This is a genomic window from Arthrobacter globiformis (assembly GCF_030815865.1).
Taxonomy (GTDB): domain Bacteria; phylum Actinomycetota; class Actinomycetes; order Actinomycetales; family Micrococcaceae; genus Arthrobacter; species Arthrobacter globiformis_B.
This window is the reverse complement of record NZ_JAUSXI010000001.1, coordinates 4,708,735-4,724,951: the sequence shown is the minus strand read 5'-3', so window position 1 is coordinate 4,724,951 and position 16,217 is coordinate 4,708,735. Positions and strand designations below refer to the sequence as shown.

The window sequence follows — 16,217 nt, the reverse complement described above, 5'->3', positions numbered from 1 at the left end:
TTGCCATGACATCCTCGTGCGTGCACATGACCATTCCTGTCCCACGGGCCTCGGCCACGAGGTCCAGCGTTGCCGCCAGCCCGCCGCCGGTCAGGTGGTCTGAACGCTCCACTTCTAGCGCTTCCTGGCGCGCAAGTTCGGCGACGGTTTCGACGCAGCGGTCCGAAGGTGCGACGATTATGCGTTCGATTTCAAACATGGCCCCCAGCGAGGCCAGCGACCTGGCGGCCTGCTCGCCGGCCGGCGCCAGCGGCCGGCTGCCTGCTGCCGGGTCCCATTCGTCCCGTTTCGTCATTTCGGCCCCGCGGACCAGCAGCAGCATTTTTTCCCGCTCCGGAACGGAACGGACGCCCAGCTCAAGCTGAAGCCGGCTGCCCAGGGCAATGATGGCGGGCCTGTCCCGCGGCTCGGTCACCGTGCGCAAGGCTGCCGGCAGCGAAAGCCACCTGACGGCGTCGACCTCCTCATTGGCGGTGAAGCGGCCTGACTCCGCCGCCGCAGCCCAGTAACGGATGGTCTTAATTCTGTGCTTACTGTCCTCGTAGCGGATGCTGGGCAGTTCCGCGCCCAGGCGGCAGTGCAGCCCTGTTTCCTCGCGCACCTCGCGTTCCGCGCATTCGCGGCCGGTTTCCCCCGGATCCGCCTTGCCTTTGGGGATGGACCAGTCACCGTGGGCCGGCCTGTGGATCAGGAGCACTTCAGGGGCGCCCTTCTTTCCGATCCGCCAGGGCAGTGCACCGTACGTGGGGGGCTTCGTCTTGCTCATGCGCTCGTCTCCGTCTCCAGGATGTTGCTCTCCGCCGGCACCAGGGTGAGAGCCGGGATGTCCTTGGCCTGCTGCAGACTGTCCAGCCGGCTGTAGAGGCCGCCGGCGGCTGCGAGTTCCCCGTGCCTGCCGCTTTCGACGATCCGCCCCTGGTCCAGCACGTAGATCCGGTCGGCCCCGTTTGAGCGTTGAAAGCCTGTGGGCGATGACGATCACCGTGCGTCCTGCCATGAGGCGGTCGAGGCCGCGCATGACGTATTGCTCCGAGATCGCGTCAAGGCCGGACGTTGGTTCGTCGAGGATGACGATGGGGGTGTCCCGGACCAGCGCGCGGGCAATGGCGATGCGCTGGCGTTGTCCGCCCGAGAGGGTGACACCCCGCTCTGCCACCAGGGTGTCGTAGCCCAAGGGCAGGCTGCGGACGAACTCGTCCACGTGAGCCGCTTCGGCCGCGGCCATGACCTGCTCCCGGCTTACGCCCTCCGAGCCGTAGGCGATGTTGTCGTAAATGGTCCCGCGGAACAGGATGGATTCCTGCAGCACCATCGATATCTGCCTGCGCACAGTTGCGACCTCCAGGTCCCGCACGTCGAGGCCGTCGAGGAGGACTTCGCCCTCCGAGGCATCGTAGAGCCGCGGAATCAAGCTGACGACGGACGATTTTCCGGCTCCCGTGGGGCCCGTGATCGCCACAACGCTGCCAGCTTCGGCCTTGAGGTCAATTCCGTGCAAGACGTGCCGGTCCCCGTGGTAGCCGAAGCTCACCCCGCGAAGCTCCACCGCACCGGCCAGCCGCGGGGCAGGCTTTGCACCCGGCCGGTCGGAGATGGCCGGCGCGGTATCCAGGATCTCCTGGATTCGTTCGGCGCTGGCCTGGCCGCGGCTGATTACCGTGGTCAGCTTGGCCAGGGACTTCATGGGGGAATACATGGCCTTGAGGTAGGCGATAAAGACGAGCAGCAGGCCCAGCGTCAGGGACCCCTCCAGCACCCGTTGGGCACCGATCCAGAGGACCAGCACTGTGCCCATTGTGGCGATGACGTCCACCAGCGGCGAAAACATGGACTGCAGCCGAATGACTCTCAGGCCGGCGTCCCGCCGTCCGTCGTTCCGGGTGCGGAAGTCCTTCTCGTGGCGCGCCTCGCTCGTGTAGGTCTGCATCACCCGCACCGAGGCGAACGTCTCCGACATCGCCGCAGCGATGTCGGAGTCCCTGCTGCGCGCCTCCTTCGAAGCGCCCTTGATTCGGCGCCGGTAGAACAGCACCGTGATGAACAGCAGCGGAGCGACTGCCAGGCCGATCAGTGCAAAGGTCGGGTCGATCAGCAGGCAGATGGTGATGACGAACCCCAGGATGAAGACATTGGGCAGCAATACGGACAGCATCGACACCATGAGGGATCTGACATAGTCCACATCGGTGGTGGTGCGGGTAACCAGGTCCCCCAGCCGCTGCTTGTCATGGAAGGCCAATGACAACCGCTGCAGGTGGGTGAAGACTTCGGCCCGGATGGTGGCCATGGCCTTCTCACCCACGCCATTCAGCAGGCGCGTGCCGAGGTAATCCGCTCCGGCGTTCAGCACCGTCATGGCGAGCAGCGCCGACGCAGCGAGCAGCAGCAACTGGAGCTGGCTCAAGCCGACCAGGCCCAGGAAGGCGGGCATCGTGTGCAGTTGGGAGCTGCCCGTCGGCTGCAGCACGTCATCGACAATGATCTTCATGGGCCACGGCAGGGCCACTTCCATGGCGGCGACGAACACCACCAGCAGCGCGCCTCCCGCCAACGCCCAAATATGTGGGGCTATCGCCCCTCGGAACCGCCAAAAGGTTTGGAACATCTGTCCCCCTAAGAACCTACGGTCGAGGACAACGCCCGAACGCCTGGGCTGGGCGAGCCTCTGATCGATCAGGGATAAGCCCTGATGCGGTTCACTATCTCCTAAAGAGCTTTGGGAAAACTCTCCCGGAGCTTGGGGAAAACCTGCTGGTGGGCTAGGCCCGACGGCGGTATGCGCCGTTTTGGGGGGCTTACATCCGGGCTGTCACGGGCTACCGTTTGCATGTAGAGGCAATTTTCGCCGGCACGGCAGCAAAGGAGTCGCCATGGGCGACGTGTGGATCCGCACGATTAGCCATAGCCTGGTGCGGGCCGACAGGGTCACGGAGATTGCCTCTTCGCGCGGATCGGTCCACGAGGAGCGCGGATACTCGATCAAAGCGGTGGCCGGAGGCAAGGCCTACATTCTCGTCGACAACAGCGACCTCGAAGGCAGCGCGAACGCACGGTTCGGCCATGCCAGCCGCATGCAGGCGGCACTGCTGCTCGCCGTGGACGCGGCAAGCACCGTCCCCGAGTCGATGGTGATCAGTTACGAACAGGACGGGGAACGCTGGATTCTCACCCCGGCGTCGGACATTGCGGGCGTATCTGTACCGGCCACAGCCACGGCAAAAGGCACCTAGAGCGTTACTGCGAGGCCGGGATCGGCGCCGTTCATGTTCTCACACGGCGCCACGCAAGCTCCCATACGCTTCTGGTACGCGCCTTAGCGCGTCACGCCGTTGGCATCCTCCGGGCCCACGAAGTCGCAGGAGCCGTGGTGGCGTTGGGGCAGAATGCAGATCCGGCCGGTGGCCAGGTGGACATTGCCGCAGCGGCCTGCCTGCGCCACGTCTTCGCGGATGTGCATGCTTCTGAGATCGGGCCGTTCCCCGCCGCGTACCGGCGAGCTGAAGGTTTCTGATGTGCCGTCGTCGGAATGGTTCATGCCTAGCGAACTCCTCGTCGAGTGGCTGCCCCCAAGACTCAAGGCCAGTCGTGCGGATCCAAGGTCTCCAGTCTCCCGCCCCGGGATTAACGGCGAGTTACGGGGCTGTTAGATCCGTTCGGCAACATTGTCCCCGCCGGGCTACCCCAGGAGATCGTCCACGTAGCACCACCGCCAGTCCTCACCCGGTTCGATGCTGCGCATGACCGGGTGGCCGGTGGCCTTGGCATGCCGGGAGGCGTGGGTGGCGGGCGAGGAATCACAGCAGGCCACGTTCCCGCACTCCAAGCACATTCGCAGGTGGACCGTGACGGTACCTTCGCGGACACACGCGTCACAGAGTGCATCGCGGGGAACCTCAGGATCGGGTGCGGCCTCGAGGTGCTCGCAGTCGCCTCCCGGTCGGGCGACGGCGCGGGAGCCGGCAACGTCAGCCTCCTCGATGACGGCGTCAAGCATCGACTCTTCGACGTCGAGCCGTTCCAGGACGTTGCTCAGCACCTCGTGGGGGTAGTTTCCGCCGCTCCTGAGCTCAAGGACCTTCGCCCGCTCGGCCTCCAGCATGGCCAGCCGCAGCTGTGCGTAGCGCTGGCTGGGAGTGGCGGCTTCCGCCGTCGGCCTGCCCAGACGTTCCCACGCTGCCAGCCCGCGCTCCAGCGTCCGCCGCTTGAGCATGGCCACCACCTCGGGCGGGTCATCGTCGGTCCGCAGTTCGTACAGCCGCTCCACTCCGGCCGCCGTGGCCTGCTGCGTCAGCGAGGCCTGGGCCAGCGCGTCCTCGCCTGCATCGGGTCCCTGCACGCGGAGCAGCCGCACCAAGGCAGGCAGCGTGAACCCCTGCAGCGCCAGCGTGCCGGCCACCACCACCATCGCCGCGAGGATCAGTACGGTCCGGTGCTCCAGGTCCTCGGGCAGTGTGAGGGCAGCGGCGAGCGTCACCACCCCGCGCATGCCGGCCCACGAGATGATGGCGGGGTACTGCCAGGGCGGCGAGGGGTCCTTCCGGGCCACGGCCGGGATAAGCCTCGGCAGGTAGGTCGCCGGAAAAACCCAGACCGGCCGCAGCAGCAGCACGGCCAGCAGGATCACCGCGCAGCCCGCCCAGATTCTGGCAGTGCCCAGGGAGTCGTCCTGGACGCCCTCGATGATGGTCCGCACCTGCAGGCCGATGAGGAGGAACACCGAGTTTTCCAGCAGGAACTGCACCGTCTCCCAGTTGCTCCGCTGGCTCTGCCGGGCGGCCCCGTTGGGCATGGACGGGGCCTTGGTGCCCATGATCAGGCCAGTCACCACCACGGCCAGGACGCCAGATGCGTGGATCGCCTCCGCCGGCAGGTACGCCACAAAGGGTGCCATCAGCGACGTCGAGGTATTGATGGCAACGTTGCGGATCCTCCGGCGCAGCTGGGTGAGGACGTAGGCAGCGGCGAGGCCCACCACCAGCCCGCCGCCGGCTGCCAGCAGGAATTCCGCGCCGAGCTCCACTACAGAAACCGTTCCGGAGATGGCTGCTATGGCGGCGCGAAGGCACACCAGGGCGGTGGCATCATTGACCAGCGATTCGCCTTCCAAAATGCTGACAATTCTGCGTGGCATCCCTACCTTGCGTGCAATAGCAGTGGCGGCCACCGCATCCGGCGGCGCCACCACGGCGGCAAGCGCTATGGCCGCGGCGAGCGGTATCTCCGGGAACAGCCACCAGACCACCAGGCCAACGACGATGGTGCCAAAGATGACGTAGCCCACCGAGAGCAGCCCGATGGCCCGCCGGTTGGAGCGGAAGTCGAACAGCGAGGTCCGCAGGGCGGCGGCGTAAAGGAGGGGCGGCAACAGCCCCACGAGGACGAGTTCAGGGTTCAGGTCGACGCGGGGCACGAACGGGAGGAAGGAGCCGGCCACCCCGGCGAGCACCAAAAGCAGCGGGACCGACACGTCAAGCTTGCGGCCCAGCGCGCTGACCGCGCAGACCACGGCGGCGAGCGCCAGCAACCCCAGGGCGACTTCCATGCGGCTATTCTCTCAGTCGCCGCGGACTGCCCGACGGCGGGCGGGGACTTCGGTCAGGATGTCTCCGCAGCCTTGGGCGCAGGTTCCGCGACGTCGTCAGCACCTTCCGCCGGATCCTGCGAATGCATGCGGATGTCGGTGGGGTCTGCCGTTTCATCCCCTTCGGCGGGGGCCTCGCTGTGGATGCGCTGCAGCGACTCCGGGATCTCGCTCATGACTGCCGCTCCTCTGTTGCGGTTGTGTGCTGTGGGCTATCGCTTAACGTTCATCTAGCTACCGCACCGGTCCGGCTGTCAAGAACCGGCCACGCGCTCTGGCCGGGGATGCTGTTCTGTGCTGAACTGTTGGAGTTTGCACCCCGAAATGCCCCCGCGGCTGCCAGCCGCAGCACTGCCTCTTTGCACCGTCGGCCCAGACGGCTCATGCCGGCTGTAGGGAAGGAACACCAGTATGGCAACGCACAAGATCGGCTATTTCGTAGGAAGCCTGGCCAGCGGTTCCATTAACCGGACACTCTCGAAGGCCCTCATCAAGCTCGCCCCCGAGGACCTCGAGTTCACCGAGATCCACATCAAGGACCTGCCGCTGTACAGCTACGACTACGACGCCGATTTCCCGCCCGAAGGCCGTGCCCTCAAGGAAGCCATCGAAGGCTCCGACGGCATCCTCTTTGTCTCCCCGGAATACAACCGCTCCATTCCGGGGGCGCTGAAGAACGCCATCGACTGGGGATCCCGTCCCTGGGGTACCAACTCGTTCGCCCGTAAGCCCACCGGCATCATCGGCGCCTCGCCCGGGAGCATCGGCACGGCGGTGATGCAGTCCTCCATGCGCGCCGTGCTGAGCTTCCTCGACGCCCCCCAGCTCAATGCCCCCGAGGCCTACGTGAAGTTCAACCCGGACGTGTTCGGCAGCGACGGCGAGGTCAAGGATGAATCCACCGCGGCATTCCTGCGCCATTACATGGAAGAGTACTGCGCCTTCGTCCAGCGTGTCCTGGCGGCCAATGCACCCGGCCACATCGGCGATCCGGAACCCGACACCCAGAAGCTGTCCCGCTAGCGAGGGAGGGCGACTAGAGGGGGAGCGGGACGAGGCCGCCGAGGTTGCGGTACTTTTCGAGCCGCTGCAGGAGGAGTTCGGGCACCCCGGCGGCGGAGAGGGCGGCAAGTTCGTACTCGATGGCCTGCCCCAGGCGCTGGCAGAACGCCCTGCCCTCGTGGGCGGCGTCGGGCCGTTCGTCCACGATGTGCTCCACCATGCCGTGGGCGTGGAGTGAGGCGACGTTGACGCCCTGTGCCTCGGACATGGCCGGGGCAAAGTCGGTGGTGCGGTGCACGATGGCGCTTGCGCCTTCGGGCGGCAGCGGGGACAGCCAGGCGTGCTGGGCCGCGATGGTGCGGTCGGCCGGGAACAGCGCCAGCGCGCCACCGCCGGTGCCCTGGCCCATCAGGACGGACACGGTGGGGGAGTTCAGGCCGATGAGGTCATGAAGGGAACGCGCGATTTCGCCGGCGAGCCCTCCTTCTTCCGCTTCTTTGGACAGGGCAGCGCCGCCGGTGTCGATCACGGTCACCAGCGGCAGGCCAAGTTCTTCGGCCAGCCGCATGCCGCGGCGGGCTTCTCGCAGCGATGCCGGGCCCATGGCGGTCTGCTGGGAGGGCCGGGGCCGGGTGTGCCCGATCACCACGCAGGATTTCTGCCCGAAGCGGGCCAGTGCCAGCAGCAGCCCGGGGTCCTTTTCGCCCTGGCCGGTGCCGTTGAGTGGAAGCACATCGCGGGCGCCGTAGGCGAGCAGTTGGCGCAGGTCCGGGCGGCGGGGGTTCCGGGAGATCTCGATCGATTCCCAGGCGCCGGCGTCGGACGGTTTTACGGACAGGGTCCGCGGCGAGCGGACCTGCGCGTGGGGCCCGGCGACCAGGATGCTCAGGGCGCGGTCGACGACGTCGGACAGCTGCCATGGCGGGACCACGGCGTCCACGAGCCCCTTGTCGAAGAGATTCTCGGCCACCTGGACGTTCTCCGGGAAGGGTGAACCGTAGAGGGCCTCGTAGACCCGCGGCCCCAGGAACCCGAGGAGGGAGCCGGGTTCGGCCACCGTGATGTGCCCGAGGGAGCCCCAGGAGGCCATGACGCCGCCGGTGGTGGGGTGCCGGAGGTAGACGAGGTAGGGCAGGCCCGCCTGCCGGTGCGCCCGGACGGCCGCGCTGATCTTCACCATGGACAGGAACGCGATGGTTCCCTCCTGCATGCGGGTGCCGCCCGACGCCGGTCCCGCCAGGAGCGGAAGCCCTTCCCGGGTGGCGCGTTCGACGGCGTTCACGATCCGTTCCGCTGCGGCGAGGCCAATGGAGCCGGCGAGGAAGCGGAATTCGCTGACGATGACGGCGACCCGGCGGCCGCGGATGAGGCCTTCACCGGTGAGGACGGATTCGTCGACGCCGGTCTTATCCCGGGCCGCGGCCAGTTCCTGGCGGTATTCCGGGGTGGGATCGGGGTCCACCACGGGCGAGTCCCAGGAGTGGTAGGAGCCGGGGTCAAGCACGGCGGCGATGAGTTGGGTGGCGTCCAGGTGACGGACCTTCTGACCTGTCCCCATGCTCAGCGGCCCTCCCCGGCAGCGGCGGCGTCGGCCGGGACGAGGCCGAGCCATTGCCGGATCTGCTCGCCGTCCTGGTCCAGCAGCGGCGGCGCGGTGTGGGTTTTGATGGTGGTCTCGGCGGTGTCCGCGGCGGCAAAGAAGCGCAGCGGCGGGCCCGGGAGGGTGACGTTGCCAAGGATCTTGTGGTCGACGTCGATCACCAGGCCCTGGGAGTGGACCTGCTCCCACTCGTAGACCTCGTCCAGGGTCCGGACCTTGCCGGCGGGAATCCCGGCGTCGTTGAGCTTGGCGAGCAGCGGTTCGGCCTCGTGGTCGGCGAAGGCGCGTTCCACTTCCTCGATGACTTTTTCCCGGTTCCGGACGCGCTCGGCGTTGGAGGCGAATTCCGGCCGATCCGCGTCGATGCCGAACGCCGCCGCGAACGTGCGCCACAGTTTCTCGCTGCCCACGCTGATCTGCACGCGGCCCTGCCGGCAGTGGAACAGGCCGTAAGGGGCGATGGACGGATGGTGGTTGCCCTGGGCCTTGGGCACCTCGCCCGCGACGGTGGCGCGGGTGCCCTGGAACGCGTGCACACCGATGAGTGCGGCGAGCAGCGAGGTACGGACGATCTGCCCCTGGCCCGTTCGTTCGCGCTGCAGCAGTGCCGCGAGGGTGCCGAACGCCCCGTACATGCCGGAGAGGAGGTCCGCGATGGGCACGCCCACCCGCTGCGGATCGTCGGGGCCGGAGCCGGTCAGGGACATCAGCCCGGCCTCACCCTGCAGGATCTGGTCGTAGCCGCTGCGGCGGGATTCCGGGCCGTCGTGGCCGAAACCGGTGATGGACAGGACCACCAGGGCAGGGTTCAGTGCGTGCATCTCCGCGGCGGAGAAGCCGAGCCGGTCCAGCACGCCGGGGCGGAAGTTTTCGATGACGACGTCGGCGCGTTCGAGCAGTTCGCGCAGTACCGTCCGCCCGTCGTCGCTTTTGAGGTCCAGGGCGATGGATTCCTTGTTGCGGTTGCAGGAGAGGAAGTAGGTGGCCTGGGGATCGTCTTCGGGGCCGACGAACGGCGGACCCCAGCCGCGGGTGTCGTCTCCTGTGCCGGGGTTTTCGACTTTGATGACCCGTGCGCCGAGGTCCGCGAGCATCATGCCGGCGTGCGGTCCGGCCAGGGCGCGGCTGAGGTCCACCACTAGGTAGCCGGCGAGGGGGCCTTCGGGCTGGGGTGTGGATTCATGGCTCATGCTGGGTGTTCCTTCTCTTGCTTGGAGGGGCTGGTGGGCCTGTTCCGGGGTGGCTACATCCAGCCGGGGAGGACCATGACCAGCCAGGCGATGGCGGGGCCGGCAACGACGACGATGCCGCTGTAGGCCAGGATCTGCTTGTAGAACTTGTCCTTGTCCACGTCCTCGGGGGCGTTGGCGAGTACCAGGGCTCCGTTGGTGGAGAACGGTGAGACGTCCACGATGGTGGCGGCGACGGCCAGGGCGGCGATCACGCCGACGGCGCCGATTTCGCCGGTGGACAGGAAGGGAACGGCCAGGGGGATGAGTGCGGCCAGGATGGCGGTGGAGGAGGCGAAGGCCGAGACAATAGCGCCGATGTAGCAGATCAGCAGGGCTGCGAGCAGCGGCATCCCGAGGTGGGCGACGCCGTCGGAGACGAACTTGATGGTGCCGGCCTCCTCGAGGACGCCCACGAAGGTGAGCATGCCGCAGATGAGCAGGACGGTGGACCAGCTGATCTTGTTGATGGCGCCCTTCTGGGCGGCGGGCGAGACGAGGGCCAGGATCATGGCGATGGTGATGGAGACGAAGCCGACGTCGACCTTGAAGCCCAGCGAGATGACGGCGAGGGCGATGAGGCCGGCGATGGTGACCAGCTGCGGAATGGTGGCACGGGCGCCGCTGGTATCGGCGGCGGTGGAAGCGGCTGAGGCGGAACCGGAGGTTCCCTTGCGGGCCACTCCGGAGGGGGAGATGTCAGAGCCGGAGCCCCGAAGGGTGACACCGGCCGCGCGGGTGCCGACGCTGACGGCCATCCGGGACTCGGCGGCCTGCTCCACGAGCCGGCCGGTCTTGGTGAAGAGCAGTTTGCTGCCGCCCAGGACGATGAACAACACGACGGCTATGGCGAGGTTGAAGATGAAGCTGGCCAGGAAGATCGCCATCGGGCTGGCTTCCAGATCCGTCTTCGCAATGATGCCGTTGACCGTGACGCCGTAGACGGCGATCGGGGAGAAACCGCCGGCCTGCGCCCCGTGGATCACCATCATGCCCATCATGAGCGGGTTGATCTTGTGCTTCGCGGCGAAGCTGAGCGCGATCGGCGCGATGATCGCGACGGCGGCGGGAGACAGGGCTCCGACGGCGGTGATGACGGCGGTGATGGCGAACATGACCCAGGGGATGAGCGCCACCTTGCTGCCCACCAGCCTGACTGCGCCGCGGACCAGCAGGTCGATGGTTCCGTTGTTCTGGGCAATCGCGAAGAGGTAGGTGACCCCGACGATCGTCAGGAACAGGCCTCCGGGAAAGTTGGCAAGAATATCGCTGGTGGACATTCCCAGGACCACCGAGCCGAGCAGGAAGGCGCCTACGAAAGCCAAGGCGCCCATGTTGAGGGGCAGGACCGTGGCCAGCAGGAACATCACCGCCAGGATGATGATGGACAGGACTGGAGCGGACATCGTTGTTCCTCCGGGATGAGAGAGTTGATGTGACGTGGCTAACAAGCTCACTGGCCTAGCCTCCTAGACACTAGATGACTTTGTCAATACTCCTCCGCTAAGCTGGGGCAAGAACACCGCCGGAAGGATGCGCATGCCAAGGAAGACAGCAACGCAACAAATTTCCCGCGTCGCGCGGCCCCGACTCTACGAACAGCTCGTGGAGCAGCTGATGGACTTCATCGAGTCCGCGCAGCTGGGGCCCGGTGACACGCTCCCCGCCGAGCGGGACCTGGCCGAGCGGCTGGGCGTTTCCCGGGCCACGTTGGCCCAGGCGCTGGTTGCCCTTGAAGTCCTGGGCGTGATTGATGTCCAGCACGGCACCGGCGCGGTGCTTGTCTACCGGCCCAACGTTCCCTCCGTGCTCAAGGGTCTGCGCGAGCACCGCAGCCGCCTTCCCGAAATTGTCGAAGCCCGCAGCACGCTCGAGGTCAAGCTGGCCGAGCTTGCTGCCGGGCGCCGCACCGACGAGGACATGCGGGCGATCGACAAAGCCCTGGACGTCATGGCGGAAGAGGTGGCCTCGGGCGCGAAAGGGGCCCATGGCGATGAGCTGTTCCACCAGGCCATCACCGCCGCCGCGCACTCCGGCGTGCTAGCCCAGCTCATGAGTTTCATTGCGGAGATGATCCTCGAAACACGGCTCGAATCGCTGGGACAGCCCGGCCGGCCGGAGCAGTCACTGGCATCCCACCGCAAAATCGCGGACGCCATCCGGGTCCAGGACTCGGAGGCCGCCGCGGCGGCGATGCTGGACCACATCACCCTCGTGTCCGACGTCGCCCTGCTGAAGTAAGCACGTGAAGCCGTTTCTGCTGCTCGCCTCGCGGGCCGAGGACGTCGCCGCGGAGGACGAATACGAGTCGTACCTGCGCTATTGCGAGCTGGAACCGCACCAGCTGACGCGGATCCGGATGGAGCGCGCGGCCCTGCCGGAGCTGGACCTGGACGACTATTCCGGCGTCATCGTGGGCGGCAGCCCGTTCACCTCGAGCGACCCTCCCGAGAAGAAGACCGAAGCACAGCACCGCGTGGAGCGCGAACTGTCCGGGCTGCTGGACCGGATCGTGGCGGAGGACTTCCCGTTCCTGGGCGCCTGCTACGGCGTCGGTACCCTTGGCCTGCACCAGGGCGCCGTGATCGATCGGACCTACGGCGAGCAGCTGGGCGGCGTGACCATAAGCCTGAGCCCGGAGGGCCTTCAGGATCCGCTGCTGGCCGGCCTTCCGGCGCAGTTCACCGCCTTCACGGGCCACAAGGAAGGGTGCACGGTGCTGCCCGCGCACGCAGTGCTGCTGGCGAGCTCCGCCGCCTGCCCCGTCCACATGTTCCGGATCAAGCAGAACCTGTACGCCACGCAGTTCCACCCCGAACTCGACGCCGAAGGCCTGGTGACCAGGATCGACATCTACCGCCACGCCGGATACTTCCCGCCCGAATCCGCCGAGGAGCTGATGGCGGAAGCCCGGACCTTCACCGCCACCGAACCCATGAAGATCCTGCGGAACTTCGTGAAGCTCTACGGCCGGTAACCGTGTTCAGTGGCAAAGCGCCGGCTTGGCCACTCACACCGGGACCATTGACTTCGGCCTGCAGAGGTCTACGGTTGAGCTACGTCAACATTTGATCTGTTGCGTGCGCGTGCGGCGAGGGGAAGCCGCATCAAAGATGCGGCTGCTGTACTGTCACGTTCGGCAGCAGCCCGCACCTCGTTAACGTGGCGTTTCTCCAGAAACCGCCTTTCAAATTTCAGGTCTCAACCAAATCTGCAGGTACCGTTTATGACTGCCAATTTCATTACAGCCCTTGCCGTCAAATCCTTCGATGAACCGGACAAGAAGAGGTGCCCGGACAAAGCCGAGGTGGACTTGGTCAGCGTCAACGACTTCTCCGTTGCCCGGCTGATCCTCGCCCCCGGCTGGCGCTGGTCCGAATGCACCAAGCCCACCGAACAGACGCCCTTCTGCCAGCACAACCACCTTGGGTTCTGCCTCTCCGGCGTCATGGAGGTGGAGACACCTGAAGGTGCCCGCTCCTCCATACACGCCAATGACACCTATGCGATTCCTCCGGGACACGATGAATGGGTGGTCGGTTCCGAGCCGTTCGTGGCCGTTGAGTTCCTCGGCGCGGCATCGTTCGGGCGGCCGGTCAGCCGCGGCCTCCACGCCCGAATCTGACCTGGCCACTCTGAACCCCAGCACCAGGGCCGCCAGCACCTGAGCCGGCGGCCCCTTGCCGCGCGGGCACGTCCCCTTATTGGCACGGCGTTCCGCAAGGGATAACGTCACTGCCATGGGATGCCGTTCCAGCTGAGGAGGCGCCGCTGTGGCCATCATCGACAACGCAGTGTACGTGAAAGGGCACCGGACGGCGGATCCCGAAGGGCTGGAGGAAACATACTTCCTGCTGCGGCAGCGCGAGGGCATGGCCTGGATCGGGCTTTACCGTCCCGACCCCCATGAGCTGCGATCGGTGGCGGATGAGTTCGACCTGAGCCCGCTTGCGGTTGAAGACGCGCTGACCGGGCACCAGCGCGCCAAGCTTGAGCATTACGGTGAAACGCTCTTTCTGGTCCTGCGCCCGGCGCGGTATCTCGACGACGTCGAAAAGGTGGAGTTCGGCGAGATCCATGTTTTTGCCGGACCGGACTTCGTGGTTACGGTCCGCCGTGCAGAGTCACCGGATCTGGCGCGGGTGCGCCGCCGCATGGAATCGCAGCCCGAATTCCTTGCCCTGGGTCCCGACGCCGTGCTGTACGCCATCCTGGACCAGGTGGTCGATGAGTACGAGCCGGTTGCGGCAGGCCTGGAAAATGACATCGACGAGATCGAGGACGAACTGTTCGGCGCGGACCCGGAGGTGTCCCGCCGTATCTACGAACTGTCCCGCCAGGTCATCACGGTGCAGCGCGCCACCGGGCCGCTGGCGGGAATCCTGCAGGCACTGGTCACCGGAACGCCGGACCACCACCCCGGCGCCGAGCTCCAGGACCACCTCCGCGATGTGCTGGACCACGTCCTGCGGCTCAACGACCGGATCGCGTCCTTCCGGGCACTGCTACAGAACGCGCTCGCGGTCAATGCGACCCTCGTTGCCCAGCGCCAGAACGACGAGATGCGCCGCCTCACGGAGTCCAGCTTCGCGCAGAGCGAGCAGGTCAAGAGGATCTCTTCCTGGGCGGCCATCCTCTTCGCTCCCACGCTCATCGGCACCATCTATGGAATGAACTTCCATACGATGCCTGAACTGGACTGGATCTTCGGCTATCCCATGGCGCTGGGCCTGATGATCGGTATGGGGCTGGTCCTGTACGCCACGTTCAAGCACAACAACTGGATCTAGAACCGACCGCACACCCGTCGACACCCCATTTGGGTGGGAACATCGCAGGCGGGGCAACTTTTCCAAGGTTTCCAGAAGCAGCCGGCCCAACAATTGCGGTGTTCCACTCCCGTTGCGGCAGGGGAGCGGAAACCTGAACTTGATCGTGGGCGCGGTGCCGGAAGGCCAGCGGCCCGGAAAGTTCGGGGTTCCGCGTCCCTGGGGATTCAGCAGACCTGCGGTTCCGGCCGCAGGTCTGCCTTTTTCAATCCAAATCATCGCGACATCTGGAGGAGACAATGACGTCTCGCAGGGAAGTTCTGAAACTGGGCGTGGTGGGGGCAGCGTCCTTGACCGGAGTGGCGGCGAACGGCGACGAGCCGACGCAAAGCACGTCACTTATTACCCGGAGCCAGCTGGCCCGGGCGAACATGCCAGTGCCGTACACGGCACGGTTCCGCCGTCCGCCGGAGCTGGTGCCCTACCAGACGGGTTTCGACGGCGGTGACCCGGCCCGGCCGTTTGCCCGCTACGCCCTCACCCAGAAGCTGGGCCAGGCCCGGTTCGTCCCGGGCCTCTCCACGCCGGTGGCCGGATACAACGGAATATTTCCCGGGCCCACCATCCGGGTGGCGCAGGGAACCCGGACCGAGGTGCGGATCCGAAACGCGCTTCCGTCCACGGCTCTGCTCCACCGCGGCACCTTCAAGACCGTCACCCACCTGCACGGCTCAGCATCGCTGCCGCAGTACGACGGCTACGCCAACGATTCCACTGCACCCGGAAAGTTCAAGAACTACCATTATCCGAACTGGCAGAACGCACGGACCCTCTGGTACCACGACCACCACCACCTGGTCACCGCGCAGGGCGTCTATTCGGGGCTTGCGGCCATGTACCCGTTGCAGGACAGATTTGAACGGGCACAGTTGCCCCAAGGCGAATTCGACGTGCCGCTAATCATCTCCGACGCGCTGTTCAACGCCGACGGCTCGCTGGGCTACAACGACAATGATCACGACGGGCTGTGGGGTGACATCATCATGGTGAACGGCGTGCCGTGGCCGCTCATGAAGGTCAAACCGCGGATCTACCGCTTCCGCGTGCTCGTCGCCTCGATCACCCGCTCCTACCGGCTGGCCCTCTCCAACGGGGAGCCATTCCATGTGGTGGGCACCGACGGTGGGATGGTCCCCAGGGTGCAGGCTGTCTCCTCCTGGCGCCAGGGGACTGCGGAGCGCTACGAAGTGCTCATCGACTTCCGCCGGTACAGGGTGGGCCAGACCGTGGACCTGCGAAACCTGAGCAACAAAAACAACCTGGACTTGCCCAACACCAACAAGGTCATGCGGTTCCAGGTGGTGGCCGGCTCCGGTTCCTCGGCGGGAAGCATCAGTTCCGTCCCGGTGACACTGGACGACGGCGGAACGCCGGGAAGCGCCCGCGGCAGCATCGCCACCATGGCTCTCAAACCTGAGATGGCGGTCGCAAAGCGGGTGCTGCGCGTGAAGCGTCAGGGAGGGGAATGGACCATCAACGAGGAGACATGGGAGGACGTGGAAAAGTCGGGTTTCACCAGGTGCTTCGCCATCCCGCGGCGGAATTCCGTGGAGCAGTGGACCATCATCAACGAGTCAGGCGGCTGGTTCCATCCGGTGCACATCCACCTCGTTGACGCGAAGATCATTGCCCGGAACACCAACGGCGGCAAGCCGTTCGCCTGGGAGACCGGGCCGAAGGATGTGTTCTACGCTGGTGAGAACGAGTCCATCACGCTGCTCATGCAGTTCGACACCGGACCGGATTCCCCCGGCGGCCGGTACATGATGCACTGCCACAACCTGGTGCACGAGGATCACGACATGATGGTGCAGTTTTCGGTGGGCGATCTGCGGAACAACGACCCCATCCTCTCCGACCCGCCCAAAACGGACCCCACACCCCTGGGTTCGTTCCCGCCCATGTACCGCCCGGCGTTCCCGGCTGGTACCTGAGGCGGGTGGCGGGGACCTGAGGCAGGTGCCGGGCAGGAGGTC

13 protein-coding genes and 1 pseudogene are annotated in these 16,217 nt (G+C 66.2%); 7 read left to right on the top strand and 7 right to left on the bottom strand.

Annotation, left to right across the window (positions count from 1 at the left end):
• Positions 1 to 397 precede the first annotated feature (397 nt).
• Positions 398 to 2,605 (bottom strand): annotated as a pseudogene (locus QFZ33_RS22055) (ABC transporter transmembrane domain-containing protein); the annotation flags it as partial.
• Between the two features lie 265 nt (positions 2,606 to 2,870).
• Between QFZ33_RS22055 and QFZ33_RS22050 the strand changes: the two are divergent.
• Complete coding sequence (locus QFZ33_RS22050) at positions 2,871 to 3,230, top strand: hypothetical protein (protein WP_307030988.1); 360 nt, start codon at positions 2,871 to 2,873, stop codon at positions 3,228 to 3,230.
• Positions 3,231 to 3,313: 83 nt separating this feature from the next.
• On the opposite strand, the gene QFZ33_RS22045 is transcribed toward QFZ33_RS22050, so the two are convergent.
• From QFZ33_RS22045 to QFZ33_RS22035, 3 genes are all read right to left on the bottom strand, one after another.
• Positions 3,314 to 3,535: a hypothetical protein gene (locus QFZ33_RS22045; RefSeq protein ID WP_307030986.1), complete on the bottom strand. Its 222-nt coding sequence runs from the start codon at positions 3,533 to 3,535 to the stop codon at positions 3,314 to 3,316.
• A 141-nt stretch (positions 3,536 to 3,676) separates the two neighbouring features.
• The gene (locus tag QFZ33_RS22040; RefSeq protein WP_307030983.1) at positions 3,677 to 5,542 is read right to left on the bottom strand and encodes a Na+/H+ antiporter; all 1,866 of its coding nucleotides are present in this window, start codon (positions 5,540 to 5,542) and stop codon (positions 3,677 to 3,679) included.
• A gap of 53 nt (positions 5,543 to 5,595) precedes the next feature.
• Positions 5,596 to 5,757 (bottom strand): hypothetical protein, encoded by a 162-nt coding sequence (locus QFZ33_RS22035; protein ID WP_214858447.1) that lies wholly within the window; start codon positions 5,755 to 5,757, stop codon positions 5,596 to 5,598.
• A gap of 235 nt (positions 5,758 to 5,992) precedes the next feature.
• Here QFZ33_RS22035 and QFZ33_RS22030 point away from each other — a divergent pair, with 235 nt between their 5' ends.
• A complete protein-coding gene (locus tag QFZ33_RS22030) occupies positions 5,993 to 6,604 on the top strand; it encodes an NADPH-dependent FMN reductase (protein WP_307030981.1) in 612 nt (203 codons plus the stop codon).
• 13 nt (positions 6,605 to 6,617) lie between these two features.
• Here QFZ33_RS22030 and QFZ33_RS22025 read toward each other — a convergent pair whose 3' ends face one another.
• From QFZ33_RS22025 to QFZ33_RS22015, 3 genes are read right to left on the bottom strand one after another with little or no spacing between them, the layout of a single operon-like run.
• Entirely contained in the window at positions 6,618 to 8,141 is a 1,524-nt protein-coding gene (locus QFZ33_RS22025; protein ID WP_307030979.1) for a carboxyl transferase domain-containing protein, read from the bottom strand.
• Positions 8,142 to 8,143: 2 nt separating this feature from the next.
• Positions 8,144 to 9,373, bottom strand: coding sequence for a CaiB/BaiF CoA transferase family protein (locus QFZ33_RS22020; RefSeq protein WP_307030978.1), 1,230 nt, complete (start codon positions 9,371 to 9,373; stop codon positions 8,144 to 8,146).
• 53 nt (positions 9,374 to 9,426) lie between these two features.
• The gene (locus QFZ33_RS22015) at positions 9,427 to 10,818 is read right to left on the bottom strand and encodes an SLC13 family permease (RefSeq protein ID WP_307030976.1); all 1,392 of its coding nucleotides are present in this window, start codon (positions 10,816 to 10,818) and stop codon (positions 9,427 to 9,429) included.
• Between the two features lie 133 nt (positions 10,819 to 10,951).
• On the opposite strand from QFZ33_RS22015, the gene QFZ33_RS22010 reads away from it, so the two are divergent.
• The 5 genes from QFZ33_RS22010 (at position 10,952) to QFZ33_RS21990 (ending at position 16,175) form a co-directional block, all read left to right on the top strand.
• Complete coding sequence (locus tag QFZ33_RS22010) at positions 10,952 to 11,653, top strand: FadR/GntR family transcriptional regulator (RefSeq protein ID WP_307030974.1); 702 nt, start codon at positions 10,952 to 10,954, stop codon at positions 11,651 to 11,653.
• Between the two features lie 4 nt (positions 11,654 to 11,657).
• Positions 11,658 to 12,389 (top strand): glutamine amidotransferase, encoded by a 732-nt coding sequence (locus QFZ33_RS22005; RefSeq protein WP_307030971.1) that lies wholly within the window; start codon positions 11,658 to 11,660, stop codon positions 12,387 to 12,389.
• 249 nt (positions 12,390 to 12,638) lie between these two features.
• Positions 12,639 to 13,037, top strand: coding sequence for a cupin domain-containing protein (locus QFZ33_RS22000; RefSeq protein WP_307030969.1), 399 nt, complete (start codon positions 12,639 to 12,641; stop codon positions 13,035 to 13,037).
• 148 nt (positions 13,038 to 13,185) lie between these two features.
• Entirely contained in the window at positions 13,186 to 14,202 is a 1,017-nt protein-coding gene (locus QFZ33_RS21995) for a magnesium and cobalt transport protein CorA (protein WP_307030968.1), read from the top strand.
• A 278-nt stretch (positions 14,203 to 14,480) separates the two neighbouring features.
• Complete coding sequence (locus QFZ33_RS21990) at positions 14,481 to 16,175, top strand: multicopper oxidase family protein (RefSeq protein WP_307030965.1); 1,695 nt, start codon at positions 14,481 to 14,483, stop codon at positions 16,173 to 16,175.
• The last annotated feature ends 42 nt before the right edge of the window (positions 16,176 to 16,217 follow it).